The organism is Streptomyces hygroscopicus (assembly GCF_026168105.1).
Classification (GTDB): Bacteria; Actinomycetota; Actinomycetes; order Streptomycetales; family Streptomycetaceae; genus Streptomyces; species Streptomyces hygroscopicus_D.
On record NZ_LBMW01000033.1, the window covers coordinates 76,719 to 91,805 of the forward strand.

The 15,087-nt window shown below is 71.8% G+C and carries 15 protein-coding genes; 7 read left to right on the forward strand and 8 right to left on the reverse strand.

Annotated elements, in window-relative coordinates; translation table 11 throughout:
* Positions 1–37: 37 nt before the first annotated feature.
* From AAW14_RS27370 to AAW14_RS27380, 3 genes are all read right to left on the reverse strand, one after another.
* On the reverse strand, positions 38–748 hold the full coding sequence (locus AAW14_RS27370) for a helix-turn-helix domain-containing protein (RefSeq protein WP_416223383.1): 711 nt from the start codon (positions 746–748) through the stop codon (positions 38–40).
* 410 nt (positions 749–1,158) lie between these two features.
* Positions 1,159–1,845 (reverse strand): response regulator, encoded by a 687-nt coding sequence (locus AAW14_RS27375; RefSeq protein ID WP_265566621.1) that lies wholly within the window; start codon positions 1,843–1,845, stop codon positions 1,159–1,161.
* Positions 1,842–3,509 carry a sensor histidine kinase gene (locus AAW14_RS27380; protein WP_265566622.1) on the reverse strand — a complete coding sequence of 556 codons (1,668 nt, stop codon included), beginning with the start codon at positions 3,507–3,509 and terminating at the stop codon, positions 1,842–1,844. The genes AAW14_RS27375 and AAW14_RS27380 overlap by 4 nt, the downstream gene beginning before the upstream one ends.
* Positions 3,510–3,736: 227 nt before the next feature.
* Between AAW14_RS27380 and AAW14_RS27385 the strand changes: the two genes are divergently transcribed.
* Positions 3,737–5,125: a cation:dicarboxylate symporter family transporter gene (locus AAW14_RS27385; protein WP_265566623.1), complete on the forward strand. Its 1,389-nt coding sequence runs from the start codon at positions 3,737–3,739 to the stop codon at positions 5,123–5,125.
* 167 nt (positions 5,126–5,292) lie between these two features.
* On the opposite strand, the gene AAW14_RS27390 is transcribed toward AAW14_RS27385, so the two are convergent.
* Entirely contained in the window at positions 5,293–5,910 is a 618-nt protein-coding gene (locus AAW14_RS27390) for a TetR/AcrR family transcriptional regulator (protein WP_265566624.1), read from the reverse strand.
* Positions 5,911–6,065: 155 nt separating this feature from the next.
* Here AAW14_RS27390 and AAW14_RS27395 point away from each other — a divergent pair, with 155 nt between their 5' ends.
* Both AAW14_RS27395 and AAW14_RS27400 read left to right on the forward strand, forming a co-directional pair.
* Positions 6,066–7,781, forward strand: coding sequence for an MFS transporter (locus AAW14_RS27395; RefSeq protein ID WP_265566625.1), 1,716 nt, complete (start codon positions 6,066–6,068; stop codon positions 7,779–7,781).
* Between the two features lie 63 nt (positions 7,782–7,844).
* The gene (locus AAW14_RS27400; RefSeq protein WP_265566637.1) at positions 7,845–8,618 is read left to right on the forward strand and encodes a DUF2127 domain-containing protein; all 774 of its coding nucleotides are present in this window, start codon (positions 7,845–7,847) and stop codon (positions 8,616–8,618) included.
* Here AAW14_RS27400 and AAW14_RS27405 read toward each other — a convergent pair.
* Positions 8,605–8,904, reverse strand: coding sequence for an Lrp/AsnC ligand binding domain-containing protein (locus AAW14_RS27405; RefSeq protein ID WP_265566626.1), 300 nt, complete (start codon positions 8,902–8,904; stop codon positions 8,605–8,607). The two genes, AAW14_RS27400 and AAW14_RS27405, sit on opposite strands and share 14 nt — an antisense overlap.
* Positions 8,905–9,204 carry an Lrp/AsnC family transcriptional regulator gene (locus AAW14_RS27410; RefSeq protein WP_265566627.1) on the reverse strand — a complete coding sequence of 100 codons (300 nt, stop codon included), beginning with the start codon at positions 9,202–9,204 and terminating at the stop codon, positions 8,905–8,907.
* Positions 9,205–9,215: 11 nt separating this feature from the next.
* Between AAW14_RS27410 and AAW14_RS27415 the strand changes: the two genes are divergently transcribed.
* Complete coding sequence (locus AAW14_RS27415) at positions 9,216–9,641, forward strand: hypothetical protein (protein WP_265566628.1); 426 nt, start codon at positions 9,216–9,218, stop codon at positions 9,639–9,641.
* On the opposite strand, the gene AAW14_RS27420 is transcribed toward AAW14_RS27415, so the two are convergent.
* Positions 9,562–10,713 carry a serine hydrolase domain-containing protein gene (locus tag AAW14_RS27420; protein WP_265566629.1) on the reverse strand — a complete coding sequence of 384 codons (1,152 nt, stop codon included), beginning with the start codon at positions 10,711–10,713 and terminating at the stop codon, positions 9,562–9,564. The genes AAW14_RS27415 and AAW14_RS27420 overlap by 80 nt on opposite strands.
* Before the next feature lie 152 nt (positions 10,714–10,865).
* On the opposite strand from AAW14_RS27420, the gene AAW14_RS27425 reads away from it, so the two are divergent.
* The 3 genes from AAW14_RS27425 to AAW14_RS27435 all read left to right on the forward strand — a co-directional run bounded on the left by AAW14_RS27425 (position 10,866) and on the right by AAW14_RS27435 (position 14,049).
* Positions 10,866–11,294, forward strand: coding sequence for a MerR family transcriptional regulator (locus tag AAW14_RS27425; RefSeq protein WP_265566630.1), 429 nt, complete (start codon positions 10,866–10,868; stop codon positions 11,292–11,294).
* On the forward strand, positions 11,291–11,623 hold the full coding sequence (locus tag AAW14_RS27430) for a thioredoxin family protein (RefSeq protein ID WP_322741130.1): 333 nt from the start codon (positions 11,291–11,293) through the stop codon (positions 11,621–11,623). Before AAW14_RS27425 ends, AAW14_RS27430 begins: the two co-directional genes overlap by 4 nt.
* A 125-nt stretch (positions 11,624–11,748) precedes the next feature.
* Positions 11,749–14,049, forward strand: a complete 2,301-nt coding sequence (locus AAW14_RS27435) for a HelD family protein (protein ID WP_265566631.1) — start codon at positions 11,749–11,751, stop codon at positions 14,047–14,049.
* A gap of 59 nt (positions 14,050–14,108) precedes the next feature.
* Here AAW14_RS27435 and glgB read toward each other — a convergent pair.
* A partial coding sequence (gene glgB, locus AAW14_RS27440; RefSeq protein ID WP_265566632.1) for a 1,4-alpha-glucan branching enzyme occupies positions 14,109–15,087 on the reverse strand: 979 nt, incomplete at its 5' end.

Sequence of the window (15,087 nt, forward strand, 5' to 3'; positions counted from 1 at the left end):
GGCGTCCGTCCTGGGCGCCGGTGCCTCTCGACCGCCGTCACGGATGCCTCTCGACCGTCGACCAGAAGTGCTCCACGATGCGGTCGAGGTAGTCACGGCCGCTCTTGCGGGCGTCGGCCGCGGTGGCGGTGCCCCAGCTGAGCGTGGCGACCATCTGCCTCTGGTAGTTGGCGTACATCTCCTCGAGGACGTCCTCCAGGAGCCGCCGGTCCAGGGGCAGCAGCTTGCCGACCGCGCGGACGTACGCCTGCCAGCGGGTGGTGACCGCGCTGCGCAGCAGTTCGCCGAGCCTGCCGTCCCGCCCGGTCACGGTGATGAAGTCGGGCAGGGACAGATCGAGCAGGTCGGCGAGGGCCGCGGACTGCCGGTCGTTGCCGCGCCACTCGCAGGCTTCCTCCATCCTGATGTAGGCGAGGAGTTCGAGCCCGACACCATGGGCGACGTCCTCCGGCGCGAGCCCGCGTGCGACGCGGTGCTCCCGCAGGGTGCGCGGGGCGTCGACGAGTTCGCCCGGTGAGCACCACAACACGCCGGCGAGCGCGGTCAGTTCGGGTCCGCCGGGGACGACGATCCCGCGCTCCCAGGCGACCACGAGGTCGGGGCTGACATGGGGGAGCCCGTAGGAGGCGCGCATGCCGTACGCGACATGCTCGGGCCCCATACCGAGGGCGGTCCGCAGTCTGCGGGCGGCCTGGGAGTCGAACGGAGGGGTGGGCGGGGTGGGCTGATGGGCCTGCGGTCGGTGCACGGGCACAACGTAGGGGCACGGGACCGTGGTGACTACGGTCTGTTCAGCCACACTCACTGATTGTAGGAAGATACGGAGTCGGCCATCGACGGTTCGGTGGCCGGTGATCGCCGGTCGGTAGGCGGTCGGTGCCGTGCAAATGCCCCCTCGCCTTGCCCTCACCTTGCCGGTCGTCGTGTCGCGGTACCTGCGCCGCGCCTCCCGATCATGACGGAGACCCCCGGTGTCCGGCGGACGCGGGGAGAGATTCCGTCAAGATCAACACGCTGGCCGGGGATGTGCGGCGGCGGATCCGGCGGCCAAATCCGAACGTTTCGGCCGCGGCGGGCGATGGGTCATCGGGAAGGCGGAGCGGCGCCGTGCTCCTGCCCCGACCGCACCGGACTCCCTGCCGGCCCGAGCCACGGCTCTCACCGCCCCGTTCCCCGAACCCACCGGTACACCAACTCGGGCCGCCCCACCTGTCCGTACAGCGGACTGCGTCCGGCCCGCCCCGCCTCCACCAGGTGTTCCAGATAGCGGCGAGCCGTGATCCGGGAGATGCCCACGGTCTCCGCGACCCCGGCCGCCGTGAGTCCTTCCTCCGCGTCCCGCAGGGCCTGCGTCACCCGCCCCAGCGTCGGCGCGCTCAATCCCTTCGGCAGTGCCGCCGGGCCCGGTGCCCGCAGAGCCGCCAGGGCCCGGTCCACCTCGTCCTGGCCGCTCGCCTCCCCCGCCGCCCCGCGGAACTCCGCGTACCGCACCAAGCGGTCCCGCAGCGTCGCGAAGGTGAACGGCTTCAGCACGTACTGGACGACCCCCAGCGAGACCCCCTCGCGCACCACCGTCAGATCCCGCGCCGATGTCACAGCGATCACGTCCGCGTGGTAACCGGCCGCCCGCAGCGACCGCGCCAGCTGCAGGCCGTGCGCGTCCGGCAGATGCAGGTCCAGCAGGAGCAGGTCCACCGGCGTACGGTCCAGCAGCCGCCGGGCCTCCGCGCCCGTGTGCGCCTTCCCGACCGCCGTGAAGCCCGGGACCCGGCCGACGTACATGACGTGCGCGTCCGCGGCCACCGGGTCGTCCTCCACGACCAGTACGCGGATGGGCTCGGTCATACGTCACCTCCGGACAGGGTGGCCCCGGCCCCCGGTGACATCGGCTCCGCCGGGGCGGCCGCCCCCACGGTAGGCAACGGCATCCGCGCCTCGAACTCCGCCCCGCCCCCGGCCGCCTCCGACACCGTCAGCGTGCCCTCGTGACGGCGTACGGTCTGGCGGACCAGGGCCAGGCCCAGGCCGCGGCCGCCGGGGGCGGACGCCGGTTTCGTCGACCAGCCCCGTTCGAACACGGCCTCCGCGTGGGCGGGATCGACGCCTGCCCCCGTGTCCGAGACCCGCAGGATCAGTTCTGCGCCCCGCGAGTACGCCGTCACCGTGACCCGGGCGCCCATGGATCCCTGCGCCGCGTCCACCGCGTTGTCGATCAGGTTGCCCAGGATCGTCACCAGGTCACGGGCGGGCAGCGACGGCGGCAGCAGACCGTCGTCGATGCGGCTGTCCTGCGAGACCACCAGCTCCACGCCCCGTTCGTTCGCCTGCGCCGCCTTGCCGAGCAGCAGGGCCGCCAGCACCGGCTCGTTGACCGCGGCGATGACCTGGTCGGTCAGGGCCTGCGCCAGTTCGAGCTCGGCCGTGGCGAAGTCGACCGCCTCCCGCGCGCGGCCCAGTTCGATCAGCGAGACGACGGTGTGCAGCCGGTTCGCCGCCTCGTGCGCCTGCGAACGCAGCGCCTGGGTGAACCCGCGCTCCGAGTTCAGCTCGCCCATCAGGGACTGGAGTTCCGTCACGTCCCGCAAAGTGACCACCGTGCCCCGGCGTTCTCCGCCCGAGACCGGGGAGGTGTTGACCACCAGCACACGCTTCGCCGTCAGATGGACCTCGTCCACCCGCGGCCCGGAGGACAGCAGCGCGCCCGTCAGCGGGGCCGGCAGACCAAGCTCCGCCACCGAGCGTCCCACCACTTCACCGGAGACCCCGAGCAGTTCCCGGCCGCCGTCGTTGATGAGCGCCACCCGGAACTGGCCGTCCAGCATCAGCAGGCCCTCGCGCACGGCGTGCAGCGCGGCCTGGTGGTAGTCGTGCATACGGCTCAGCTCGGTGGCGTTCATGCCGTGCGTGTGGCGGCGGAGCCGGGCGTTGATCACATACGTCCCGACGCCGCCCAGCGCCAGGGCGCCGCCCGCGACGCCGACCAGGGTCGTCACCTGCTGCTGGAGCCGTGCCGAGACGGTCCGGACCTTGATGCCCGCGCTCACCAGGCCGACGATCCGGCCGTCGTCCCGGATGGGCGTGACGGCGCGGACGGAGGGGCCGAGTGTCCCGGTGTACGTCTCGGTGAAGGACTCGCCCTTCAGCGCCCGGGCGGTGTTGCCGAGGAAGCGTTCGCCGATCAGCGCGGGGTTGGGGTGGGTCCAGCGGATGCCCCCCGGGTTCATGATCGTGACGAAGTCCACGCCCGTGTGCCGCTGCACCTGGGTCGCGTAGGGCTGGAGTGACCTGCTCGGGTCCAAGGTGCGGATCGCCGCCCGTACGGACGGGGCGTCGGCGACCGAGCGGGCCACCGCCATCACCTGTCGGTCGGCCGCGTCCTGCGCCTGCCCGCGATCACTCGCATACGAGAAGAGGGCGTACCCGGCGACGAGCACCGCGATCAGCACGGCCTGCATCGCGAAGAGCTGGCCGGCCAGGCTGCGGGGTCTCGGGAGTCTGGGCACGCGCATGCGTTCAGTCTGCCTCTCGGTTCCGGCTCTTCGTATACCTCCCGGTTCCGGCTCTCCGTATAAGCGTGAACTAAATGAACGGAAGGGTGACCGCCCTCACACGGCGGGAGATAGTCACCGCATCGCCCGGGAGGGCCGCCTCCCGGTCACCGGGAGCACGCCTCCCGTTTTCCCCGGACGTGAGCCGCACGCCGGAAGATCCGACGACGTCGTCGAGGAGGGCAGCCGTGGTCAGCACACCCCCAACGGCTTCTGCCGCGCCCGCAGCCAAGCGGGACCGCACCCACTATCTCTACATCGCGGTGATCGTCGCGGTGATCTGCGGCATCGCCGTGGGCCTGGCCGCGCCCGACGTAGCGGTCCAACTCAAGCCGCTCGGCACGGGCTTTGTGAACCTGATCAAGATGATGATCTCGCCGATCATCTTCTGCACGATCGTGCTCGGCATCGGGTCGGTCCGGAAGGCCGCCAAGGTCGGTGCCGTCGGTGGTATCGCGCTCGGCTACTTCCTCGCGATGTCCCTGGTCGCGCTCGCCATCGGCCTGGTGGTCGGCAACGTCCTGCACCCCGGTGAAGGGCTGCACCTGACGAACGCGATCAAGCAGGCAGGGCACGCCCAGGTGTCGTCCGACGCGCTCCCGCCCGTCGACTTCGCGCTCTCGATCATCCCGGCGACCTTCGTCTCCGCGTTCACCGGCGGCCAGGTCCTGCAGACCCTGCTCGTCGCACTCCTCGCCGGCTTCGCTCTGCAGTCGATGGGTTCGGTCGGTGCCCCCGTGCTGCGCGGCATCGAGCACATCCAGCGGCTGGTCTTCCGCATCCTGTCCATGGTGATGTGGGCCGCGCCGATCGGTGCCTTCGGCGCGATCGCCGCCGTCACGGGCTCGGCCGGCGTGGACGCGCTCAAGAGCCTCGCCGTGCTGATGCTCGGCTTCTACCTCACCTGCGTCCTGTTCGTCTTCGTCGTGCTCGGCGCGCTGCTGCGGGTCGTGGCGGGCCTGAACGTCTTCACGCTGCTGAAGTACCTCGGCCGTGAGTTCCTGCTCATCCTGTCCACGTCCTCCTCCGAGTCCGCCCTTCCGCGGCTCATCGCGAAGATGGAGCACCTGGGTGTCAGCAAGCCGGTGGTCGGCATCACCGTCCCGACCGGCTACTCCTTCAACCTCGACGGCACCATGATCTACATGACGATGGCGTCGCTCTACATCGCCGACGCGCTGGGCACGCCGATGTCCGTCGGCGAGCAGATCCCGCTGCTGCTGTTCCTCCTGGTCGCCTCGAAGGGCGCGGCGGGTGTCAGCGGTGCCGGGCTCGCCACGCTGGCCGGTGGTCTCCAGTCGCACAAGCCCGCCCTGGTCGACGGCATCGGCCTGATCGTCGGCATCGACCGGTTCATGAGCGAGGCCCGCGCGCTGACCAACTTCGCGGGCAACGCCGTGGCCACCGTCCTGGTCGGCACCTGGACGAAGGAGATCGACAAGGAGCGGGTGCGGCAGGTGCTCGCCGGACAGCTGCCGTTCGACGAGAAGACCCTGCTGGACGAGGCCCGGTCGGCCGCCCCTGCCGAGGCCGGGGCGCCCGGACAGAGCGGCGAGAAGGCGCTGGCCAAGGCCTGAGCCCCGAGCCACCCCGTACTCCGGGCGGCCGGGCAGACCCCCGTCGCTCAGCCGCCCGGTCCACAACCGCAGAAACCGCACCGGCACCGAGCGGTCAGGCCGTCCCCCGGGGGCCTGACCGCTCGGCCCGCTTTCCACGGGAGGTGGGGCCCGCTTCCCGGTCTGCGTCAGTCGCTCAGCTTCGCCACCAGCTCGGTGGCCCGCGCGGCGGGTACGCCCACCGTGGTGAGCAGCGTGACCGCGGCGGAGGGGCCCGCCTTCCGCGGCGCCAGGAGGCCGTCGTTCACCGCCTCCATCAGTGCGAACAGCTCCTGCTCGTGCACGTACGCCAGCGCCCGTGGCGGCAGCGGCGACGCGAACACGCCCTGTTCCAGGCCCTGCGCCAGGATTCCGGCACACGCCTCGCGGACCGGTGCGAGACGCTCGCGGATCCCCTGCATGGTCACGCTGCGCTGGGCCAGCGCGACCAGGATCCGGTAGCGGTCGGCGACCTCCCACACCGCCAGCGTCGAGCGGGCCACCGCCTCCGCCGGGTCCGCGACGCCCTCGCGGCCCGCCGCGTGCGCCGCCGCGACCGCCTCCACCGCGCCGTCGACGAGCGTGCTGATCAGTGCCTCACGGCTCGGGAAGTGCCCGTACACCGTGCGCCGGACGACGCCCGCGGCGCGTGCGATCTGGTCCATGGACGCGTCGGGGTCGCGCAGCAGCTCGGCGAGCGCGACCTCCAGGATGCGGCGGCGGTTGGTGTCGGCCCGGCTGGCGTTACCCGTGGTCATGGCTGCCATTCTGCACGGCCCTGCGGTGCTCCCGTACGCCACCGGGGGGCCTCCACGCCCTCCATTTGCACAGTCATGTGCAACGGCGTACATTGCACATGGTTGTGCAAATGCACGCTGCTGTGCAAGTGGTGGGCACTGGAGAAGAGGAAGGCCCGTATCCCATGCGTCTCGTCATGAACGAACCGGTCGAGAGGATGGACCGGCCCTACGCCCGGCGCTGGTGGGCGCTGCTCGTGCTCTGCCTGAGCCTGCTGATCATCGTGATGGCCAACACCGCCCTCACCGTCGCCGCACCCGACATGACCCAGGACCTCGGCCTGTCCAGCGCCGACCTGCAGTGGGTCATCGACGGTTACACCGTCCCCTACGCGGCCCTGATGCTGCTGCTCGGCGCCATCGGCGACAAGTACAGCCGGCGTGGCGCCCTCGTCCTCGGGCTCGTCGTCTTCGGAGGCGGGGCCGTCTTCGGCTACCTCGCCGACAGTGCCGCAACGGTCATCGCGGCCCGCGCGGTCATGGGCGTCGGCGCCGCGCTGATCATGCCCGCCACGCTGTCCCTCCTCGCCGCGACCTTCCCGCGCGCCGAGCGTGCCAAGGCGATCACCCTGTGGACCGCCACCGCGGGGCTTGCCATCGCGGCGGGTCCGCTGGTCGCCGGGGCGCTGCTGGCGCACCACGGCTGGTCGTCCACGTTCCTGATCAACGTGCCGATCGCCGCCCTCGCGATCGTCGGTGCCCTCGTCCTCGTACCGCCGTCCAGGGCCGCCCACCACGAGCGGATCGACTACGTCGGCGGACTGCTGTCGGTCGTCTGGGTCGGCTCGCTCGTCTACATGATCATCGAGGGCCCGCACTTCGGCTGGGGCACCAAGGCGGTCACCGCGGCCGTGGTCGCGGGCGTCGGGCTCGTCCTGTTCGTCGCCCGGGAGCTTCGCCAACCGCGCCCGGTCCTCGACGTGCGCCGCTTCGCGCACCGCCGGTTCGCGGGCTCCAACCTCGCCGTCGCGCTGTTCTTCCTGGCGGTCTTCGGCGCCTTCTACTACCTCACCCAGCACCTCCAGTTCGTCCTCGGATACGACGCCCTGCAGACCGGAGTGCGGATGCTGCCGCTGGCCGGCGCGGTGTTCGTGGGCTCGGCGCTTACCGGGTACCTCACCCCGCGGATCGGTATGAAGATCACGGTGACCGCGGGCATGGTCGGCGGGACGGCGGCGCTGGCACTGCTCACCCGGGTCGGCCCCGGGTCCTCGTACGGCGACTTCGTGCTGCCCCTGGTGATCCTGGGCCTTGCGATCGGCCTCGCGCTCTCGCCCTGCACGGACGCGATCATGGGCGCCTTCCCGGAGTCGGAGCTGGGCGTCGGCGGCGCGGTCAACGACACCTCCCTGGAGCTCGGCGGCTCACTCGGCATCGCCATCCTCGGCTCGGTGCTGGCGAGTTCGTACTCCTCGCACCTGGCGGACGCCACGGCGGGCAGCAGGCTGCCGGCGCACGCGCTGACCACCGCGCAGGACTCCGTCGGCGCCGGATACGCGGTGGCGCAGGGCATCGGCGACAAGGCCCGGCAGCTCGCCGAGCAGGCCGCGCACGCGCAGAACGCCGAGCAGGCCGCCCGGCTCAGGGCGCAGGCCGACCAGCTCGCCCACGGCGCACGGCAGATGGCCGACGCCGTCGGCTCCTCATTCGCGGACGCGGTCGCCCACACCAGCCTCGTCGGTGCGGTCGTCCTCGGGATCGGCACCGTGCTCGTCGCGGTGCTGCTGCCCCGCAAGGGGCGTCCCACCGAGGCGGAGGACCAGGCCGAGAACGGGAGTTCGCGGGCTCCGGAGCCCACTGACCTCCCGCGGAACCCCGCCCCCTGGACCTACGTCTCGTAGGACATGCACTACCGTGCCGTGCCGGACGACCGGCACGGCACCTTCATCGGGAGGCACGGGGGTATGAAGATCGACTGGGACCGACGTCACTGCGCGCGCCGCGGGCATGTGACCTATGCGCCCGACGACTCCCGGCTGCGGCTGCGGCTGCACGCCCAGACGGCGGTCGGGGACGCGTGGCGCTGCCTGCGCTGCGGCGACTTCGTGCTCGGCGAGCCGCACGGCTCGGGACCGGCCGCCGAGGCGCCGCTCGTGCCGCGCGGCAAGGTGCTGCGGGACCTGTTCATCCTGCGCTTCCTGGCGATCGAACGAGCCGTGCGCGGCGTGTTCATCGTGCTGGTCGCGGTGGCCGTGTGGAAGTTCAGCAACAGCCAGGACGCGGTGCGGCGGCTCTTCAACGAGTACCTGGACGTGCTCCGGCCCGTCTTCCGCCACTTCCACTACGACCTCGACAACTCGCCCGTGGTCGGCACCATCCAGAAGACCTTCGGCTACAAGCACTCCACGCTCGTCCTGGTCGCCGCGCTGCTGCTGGCGTACGCGCTGATCGAGCTGGTCGAGGCGGTCGGGCTCTGGTACGCCAAGCGGTGGGCGGAGTACCTGACGGTCGTGGCCACCGCGGCCTTCCTCCCGCTGGAAATCTACGAACTCACCGAGCACGTCAGCGGGTTGAAGATCGCCACGCTGATCCTCAACATCCTCGCGGTCCTCTACATCGCGATCGCCAAGCGGCTGTTCGGGCTGCGCGGCGGACGCAAGGCCTTCGAGGAGGAGCGGCGAAGCGCGTCGCTGCTGGAGGTCGAGGAGTCGGCCGGGCTCGAGGTCACCGCGGGATAAGGGACCCCGGCCCTCGGCTACGGGACCTGCCGCGCCCGCCGGGCGCGCCAGGTCCCAGCGGGCCCGCGGCCTTGACCGTGCGCAGCACCGGCGCCGACTCCAGCGTCCGGATCGCGTCCAGGGCGCCCGGACGGCGGGTCAGGTAGTCGTGCAGCGCGGACGGGTCGGGGCACAGCGCCTGGGCCACCAGGTTCGTGGTCCCGGTCGTCGCTGCGACGAACGCCAGTTCGTCATGGTCGGCGAGCGCCCGTGCCACCTCGTCCAGATGTGCGGGGGCGACCGACATTCACAGCAGCGCCTGGGCCGTCGCGCCCAGCAGCGTGTCGTTCAGGTCGACGTCGAAGAAGAGCGCCCCGGCCGCCTGGAGTCCGGTGAGCCGACGGGCGACCGTGGCGGGCGACCAGCCGGTGACCTGCGCCAGTTCGGCGTGGCTCGCCCGGCCGTCCCGCCCCAGCGCCTCCAGCAGGGCCGCGTCGGCGTCGGTGGCGGGCGGGTGGGCTCCGATCCGCCCGTGCGCGGCCGCAGTCGCCGTATCTGCTCCGCGCTCAGGACCGCCGCCCGGCCGCGCCAGGCCGTCGGCACGCACGGATACACGGGGTGCGTGTGCTGCACGCGGGGCTCGGTGTGCTGCTCGCCGGGGTGCTGGGAGCCGTCGCGGTGTACGCCGGGGTCCCGGACGGCCGCTGTCCGTGGCCGCTGCTGCCCGTGCTCGCCGTATGCGGTCCCGGGCAGGGGCTGTTCTCGGTGCCGTTCTTCACCGCGGCGCTGCACCGCGTGCGCCCGCACGAGACCGGCTCGGCGGCCGGGCTCCTCAACGCCGTGCAGCTGCTCGGGTCCACGCTCGGGGTCGCCTTGCTCGGCAGTGTGCTCTTCGCCCGGGGCGCGGGTGCGGCATTCGGCACGGCGGCCCTGCTGCCGGTGGCCACAGGGGTGGCCGACGCCCTCATGACACCTCGGCCGCGTACCGCCAGAAGCCGCGCATCAGAGCGGTCGGGGTCGGGTTCTCCATCGCGCGCTGGGTGAGCAGGATCGCGACCGTGCCGGTGGCCGGGGAGAGGTGCCCGGTGGTGCCGGTGCCCCCGACCCAGCCGTAGCGGCCCGGAACGGTCCACGGGTCGGTGGTCTCGATGTCGACCGAACCGCCGTAGCCCCAGCCCTGGCCCTCCAGGAACAGCGCACCGATCTCGCGCTGTTCCGCGGTGAGATGGTCGGTGGTCATCCGGCGCACCGACTCCGCGGACAGGATGCGGCGCCCGCCGGGCGCCTTCCCGTCGGCCAGCAGCATCCGGGCGAAGGCCAGCCAGTCGGCGGCCGTGGAGACGAGGCCGCCACCGCCGGACGGGAACGCCGGAAGGCTGCTCCAGGCGCCGTCGGGGGTGTCGGCGAGCTCCAGACCGCCGGAGCCGTCGGGGCGGTAGGCGGTGGTGAACCGGTTGCGCTCAGCGGCCGGCACCTCGAAGGCGGTGTCGGTCATGCCGAGCGGCTCGAGGATCCGCTCGGCCAGGAATTCGGGCAGAGGCCTCCCGCTCGCGCGGGAGGCCAGCACGCCCTGGAGGTCCGAGCAGGTGCCGTAGAGCCAGGCCTCGCCCGGCTGGTAGAGCAGCGGGAGGCGGGCCAGGTCCCCGACCCAGGTGTCCGGGTCGGGGAGGCTGCGGGGGTCACGGCCGTCCTTCTGGACGGTGAACAGGGCCTGGACCTGGGGGAGGGAGAAGTCGGAGGGGAAGCCGTACCCGGCGCGGGAGGTCAGCAGGTCGTGGACGACGATCGGGCGGCCGGCGGGGACCACGTCGTCGAGGGGACTCGCGGGGGTGCGGACGACGGTCGGCCGCGCCAGCTCCGGGAGCCACGGGGCGACGGGGGAGTCCAGCGCGATGGTGCCGTCCTCGACGAGCGTCATGACGGCGGCGGCCATCACGGGCTTGGTGAGAGAGGCGATACGGAACAGGGCGTTGGGTGGCATCGGGGCGCCGCCTTCGGCGTCGAGGTAGCCGACCGCCGCGGTTTCCGTGCGGCCGTGGAGGTCCACCAGGGCAACGGCCCCCGGGGCCCAGCCCTCGTCGATGTACGTCTGGAGGAGGTGGTGCAGGGTGGTCATGGGTCCGTCCGCCTTCGTCGGGTGCTCTCGTGGACGAGACTGCCGGGACGCGGCGCAATCATCGGTGAGCGCGGGGTGGATGTCGCGCGCGGCTGCGCCCCGGACCCGGTGGTGTTGCCCTGACGTCGGCGTCAAGGATTACGGTCGTGTGCATGCGAATCGGCGAGCTGGCGGCGCGGGCCGGAACCACCGCGCGCACCCTGCGGTACTACGAGTCACGGGGGCTGCTGCCCGGGCGCCGCACCGGCAACGGGTACCGCACGTACGACGAGCGCGACCTGAAGCTGCTGCGGCAGATCCGGACGCTGCAGGACTTCGGGTTCGACCTGGAGGAGACCCGCCCCTTCGTGGAGTGTCTGAGGGCCGGGCACCCGGAGGGCGACTCGTGCCCGGCGTCGCTCGCGGTCTACCGCCGCAAGCTGGACGAACTCGACGTGCTGATCGGTGAGTTGCAGTCGGTGCGGGCGAAGGTCGGCGCGCAGTTGGCGAAGGCGGAGCAGGCGCGCGAGGCGCTGGCGGCCGATGCGGCGGTTCCGGGGGGTCCGGAACCGGTGTGCGAACTGGGAGGGCAGGAGCTGTGATCAGGGCAGCAGGCGTGGCCGAGGTGACGGACGCGGACTTCGAGACGGAGGTGATCGGGGCGGAACTGCCCGTGCTGGTGGAGTTCACCGCCGACTGGTGCCCGCCGTGCCGGCAGATGGGTCCGGTGCTCAGCGCCCTGGCCGCCGAGGAGGACGGCCGGGTCAAGGTGGTCCAGCTGGACGTGGACACCAATCCGGACACCACGAATGCGTACAAGGTGCTGTCGATGCCCACGTTCATGGTCTTCCGCGGAGGTGAGCCCGTGCGGTCGATGGTGGGGGCGCGTCCCAAGCGGCGGCTGCTGGAGGAGCTGTCGGACGTGCTGTAGTCCGTGGATCCCGCCGGACAGAAGAAATCCCCTCGGCAATTGCACCGAGGGGATCTCTTTGCGTATATTCAATGGTTCGCGACTTCACCTGAATTCAGTCGCGGGAAGTTCAGTGAGCACAGTATATGCGGGCGGGAGCGGAATTGTCAAACACCGAATTTCCGGACGATGAATTGCGGCACGAACAGGAATTCATCGACGGGCTGTACGCGCGCGTGGACGTGCTGCGCGGCGACACCGAGACCTCCGTCTCGGACGCGCTCGCACAGGGCGACAAGCCCATGCAGGCACGCCTGGAACGGGACATCCTCGTCGCCGAACGCTCGGGGCTGCTGGCGGCGCTGAACGCCGTGGACGGTTCACTGTGCTTCGGCCGTATCGACCTCACCGCCGGTCGCACCCACCACATCGGCCGTATCGGGCTGCGCGCCGACGACGCGGACCGCACCCCAATCCTGATCGACTGGCGGGCCGACGTGGCGCGCCCCTTCTACCTGGCCACCGGCCACACCCCGATGGGTCTGCGCAGGCGCCGGCACATCTCCACCGACGGGCGCCGGATCACCTCCCTGCACGACGAGATCCTCGACCTGAGCGACCGCGAGCGCACCGGACACGAGGACCCCTCCGGTGACGCCGTGCTGCTCGCCGCCCTCAACTCGGCCCGCACCGGCCGGATGAGCGACATCGTCCAGACCATCCAGGCCGACCAGGACCGCATCATCCGCGCGCCGTACCGGGGCGTCCTGGTGGTGGAGGGCGGCCCGGGCACCGGCAAGACAGCCGTCGCGCTGCACCGCGCGGCCTACCTCCTCTACGAACACCGGGAACTGCTCGCCCGCCGCGCCGTCCTCGTCGTCGGCCCGAACCCGGCGTTCCTCGGCTACATCGGCGAGGTGCTGCCCTCGCTCGGCGAGACGGGGGTGCTGCTCGCCACGGTCGGCGAACTGTTCCCGGGAGTACGGGCGACCGCGACCGACACGCCCGAGGCGGCCGCCGTGAAGGGCCGCGCCGAGATGGCGGACGTGCTCGCACGGGTCGTACGCGACCGTCAGGCGCTGCCCGACCCGGTCATCGCCATCGAGCACGACCGGGACGTGCTGCTGCTCGACGACGGGCTGGTCAACGTCGCCCGCGAGCGCACCCGCGCGGCGAAACTGCCGCACAACGTGGCGCGCGAGCACTTCGAGGGACACATCCTCAACACGCTCACGGACATGGTCGCCGAGCGGATCGGGACCGACCCGTACGACGGCTCCAACCTCCTCGACGCCGGCGACATCACCCAGATCCGCGACGAGCTCGCCGAGAACCCCGAAGTCTGGTCGGCCATCGACCAGTTGTGGCCGCGGCTGACCCCGCAGCGGCTGGTCGCCGACTTCCTCGCCGATCCGGAGGGGTATGTCCCCGACGAGGACGCGGCCGCCGTCCGCCGGCCGGTCACGCGCGCCTGGACCACGGCCGACGTACCGCTGCTCGACGAGGCCGCCGAACTGCTCGGCGAGGACGACCGGTTGGCGCGCGCCCGTGCGGAACGCGAGCGAGAGGCGCAGGTGTCGTACGCGCAGGGCGTGCTGGAGGTGTCGTACGCCTCCCGCACCTATGAGTTCGAGGACAAGGAGGACAGCGATCCCGAGGCGTCCGAGGTCCTGTCCGCGCACGACATCATCGACGCCGAGCGCTTTGCCGAGCGGCAGGAGGAGGCGGACCACCGCAGCGCCGCGGAGCGCGCGGCGGCCGACCGCACATGGGCGTTCGGGCACATCATCGTCGACGAGGCGCAGGAGTTGTCACCGATGGCGTGGCGGTTGCTGATGCGGCGCAGCCCGACCCGCTCGATGACGCTGGTCGGGGACCCGGCGCAGACGGCCGAAGCCGGCGGGGCCGGCTCGTGGTCGGAGATCCTGAAGCCGTACGTCGATGACCGCTGGGAGCACACGCGCCTCGGCGTCAACTACCGCACCCCGTCCGAGATCATGGAGCTGGCGGCGGCCGTGGTCCGCGCGGAGAACCCCGGCTTCGAACCGCCGAGTTCGGTCCGGTCCACGGGTGTCCGGCCCTGGGTGCGCGCCACCGGCGACCTGCCCGAAGCCGTGGCCGAGGCGGTCCGGGAGCTGACTCCCTCCGAAGGCCGGCTCGCGGTGATCGCCCCGCGGGATCTGCACCGGAGGCTGGCGGCACGGCTGGACGGGGTCACGGCCGGCGCGGAGCCCGACCTCACGCAGACGGTCGTTCTTCTGGACCCGCGCCAGTCCAAGGGACTGGAGTTCGACTCCGTTCTCGTGGTCGAGCCGGGCCGCTACGGCACGAGCGACCTGTACGTGGCGCTGACCCGGGCCACGCAGCGGCTGGGCGTGCTGCACACCGGGGAGTTGCCGGAGGCGCTGGAGGCCGGGGCGCACGCCCGGACTTCCGCTTCCGCCTGAACGCACCTCCTCGGGCGCCGGGGCCGACGGAATGAGTCCCGGCGCCCGAAAAGGGGGCGTCAGGCCGGGCGGAGCCAGACCGTGGCCAGTGGAGGCAGGGTCGTCCGGATGCTCGCCGGGCGGCCGTGCCAGGGCGTGGGCTCCGGCTTCAGGGGATCGGGGCTGTGGACGTCGCCGCCGCCGTACCGTGCCCGGTCCGTGTTGAGGAGTTCGAGCCAGGCCGGGACGTCGTCGGGGACGCCCAGGCGGTAGTCGTGGCGGACGACGGGGGAGAAGTTCGAGACGGCCAGCAGGGGCGTGCCCGCCGCGTCGAACCGCAGGAACGCGAAGACGTTGTCGTCGGCAGCGTCGCCCACGACCCACTCGAAGCCGGACGGTTCGGTGTCGCGCTGCCACAGCGCCGGGGTGGCGCGGTAGCCCGTGTTGAGGTCGCGGACCAGGTCACGCACGCCCCGGTGGTCGGCCTCGGCGCCGTACGCGGGGTCGAGGAGCCACCAGTCGGGGCCGTGCGCCTCCGACCACTCGGCTCCCTGGGCGAACTCCTGGCCCATGAAGAGGAGTTGTTTGCCGGGGTGGGCCCACATGAAGCCGAGGTACGCGCGGAGGCCGGCGCGCTGCTGCCACCAGTCCCCGGGCATCTTCGACACCAGCGAGCGCTTGCCGTGCACGACCTCGTCGTGGGAGATCGGGAGCACGTAGTTCTCGCTGTAGGCGTAGACCATCGAGAACGTCATCTCGTTGTGGTGGTACCTGCGGTGGACCGGCTCGTGGCTCATGTACTGGAGCGAGTCGTGCATCCAGCCCATGTTCCACTTCAGACCGAAGCCCAGGCCGCCGAAGCCGCTCGGCCCCCGGTGGTGCGTGGCGCGCGTGACCCCGTCCCAGGCCGTGGACTCCTCGGCGATGGTCACCACACCCGGACTGCGGCGGTAGACCGTGGCGTTCATCTCCTGCAGGAAGGCCACCGCGTCCAGATTCTCCCGGCCGCCGTGCGCGTTCGGGCGCCACTGGCCCGGTTCCCGTGAGTAGTCGAGGTAG

Coding starts and splice junctions, on each gene's coding strand:
- AAW14_RS27380 (WP_265566622.1), bottom strand. CDS start 3,509: ATGCGCGTGCCCAGACTCCCGAGACCCCGCAGCCTGGCCGGCCAGCTC.
- AAW14_RS27400 (WP_265566637.1), top strand. CDS start 7,845: ATGAAGATCGACTGGGACCGACGTCACTGCGCGCGCCGCGGGCATGTG.
- AAW14_RS27425 (WP_265566630.1), top strand. CDS start 10,866: ATGCGAATCGGCGAGCTGGCGGCGCGGGCCGGAACCACCGCGCGCACC.
- AAW14_RS27395 (WP_265566625.1), top strand. CDS start 6,066: ATGCGTCTCGTCATGAACGAACCGGTCGAGAGGATGGACCGGCCCTAC.
- AAW14_RS27405 (WP_265566626.1), bottom strand. CDS start 8,904: ATGTCGGTCGCCCCCGCACATCTGGACGAGGTGGCACGGGCGCTCGCC.
- AAW14_RS27435 (WP_265566631.1), top strand. CDS start 11,749: ATGCGGGCGGGAGCGGAATTGTCAAACACCGAATTTCCGGACGATGAA.
- AAW14_RS27420 (WP_265566629.1), bottom strand. CDS start 10,713: ATGACCACCCTGCACCACCTCCTCCAGACGTACATCGACGAGGGCTGG.
- AAW14_RS27375 (WP_265566621.1), bottom strand. CDS start 1,845: ATGACCGAGCCCATCCGCGTACTGGTCGTGGAGGACGACCCGGTGGCC.
- AAW14_RS27390 (WP_265566624.1), bottom strand. CDS start 5,910: ATGGCAGCCATGACCACGGGTAACGCCAGCCGGGCCGACACCAACCGC.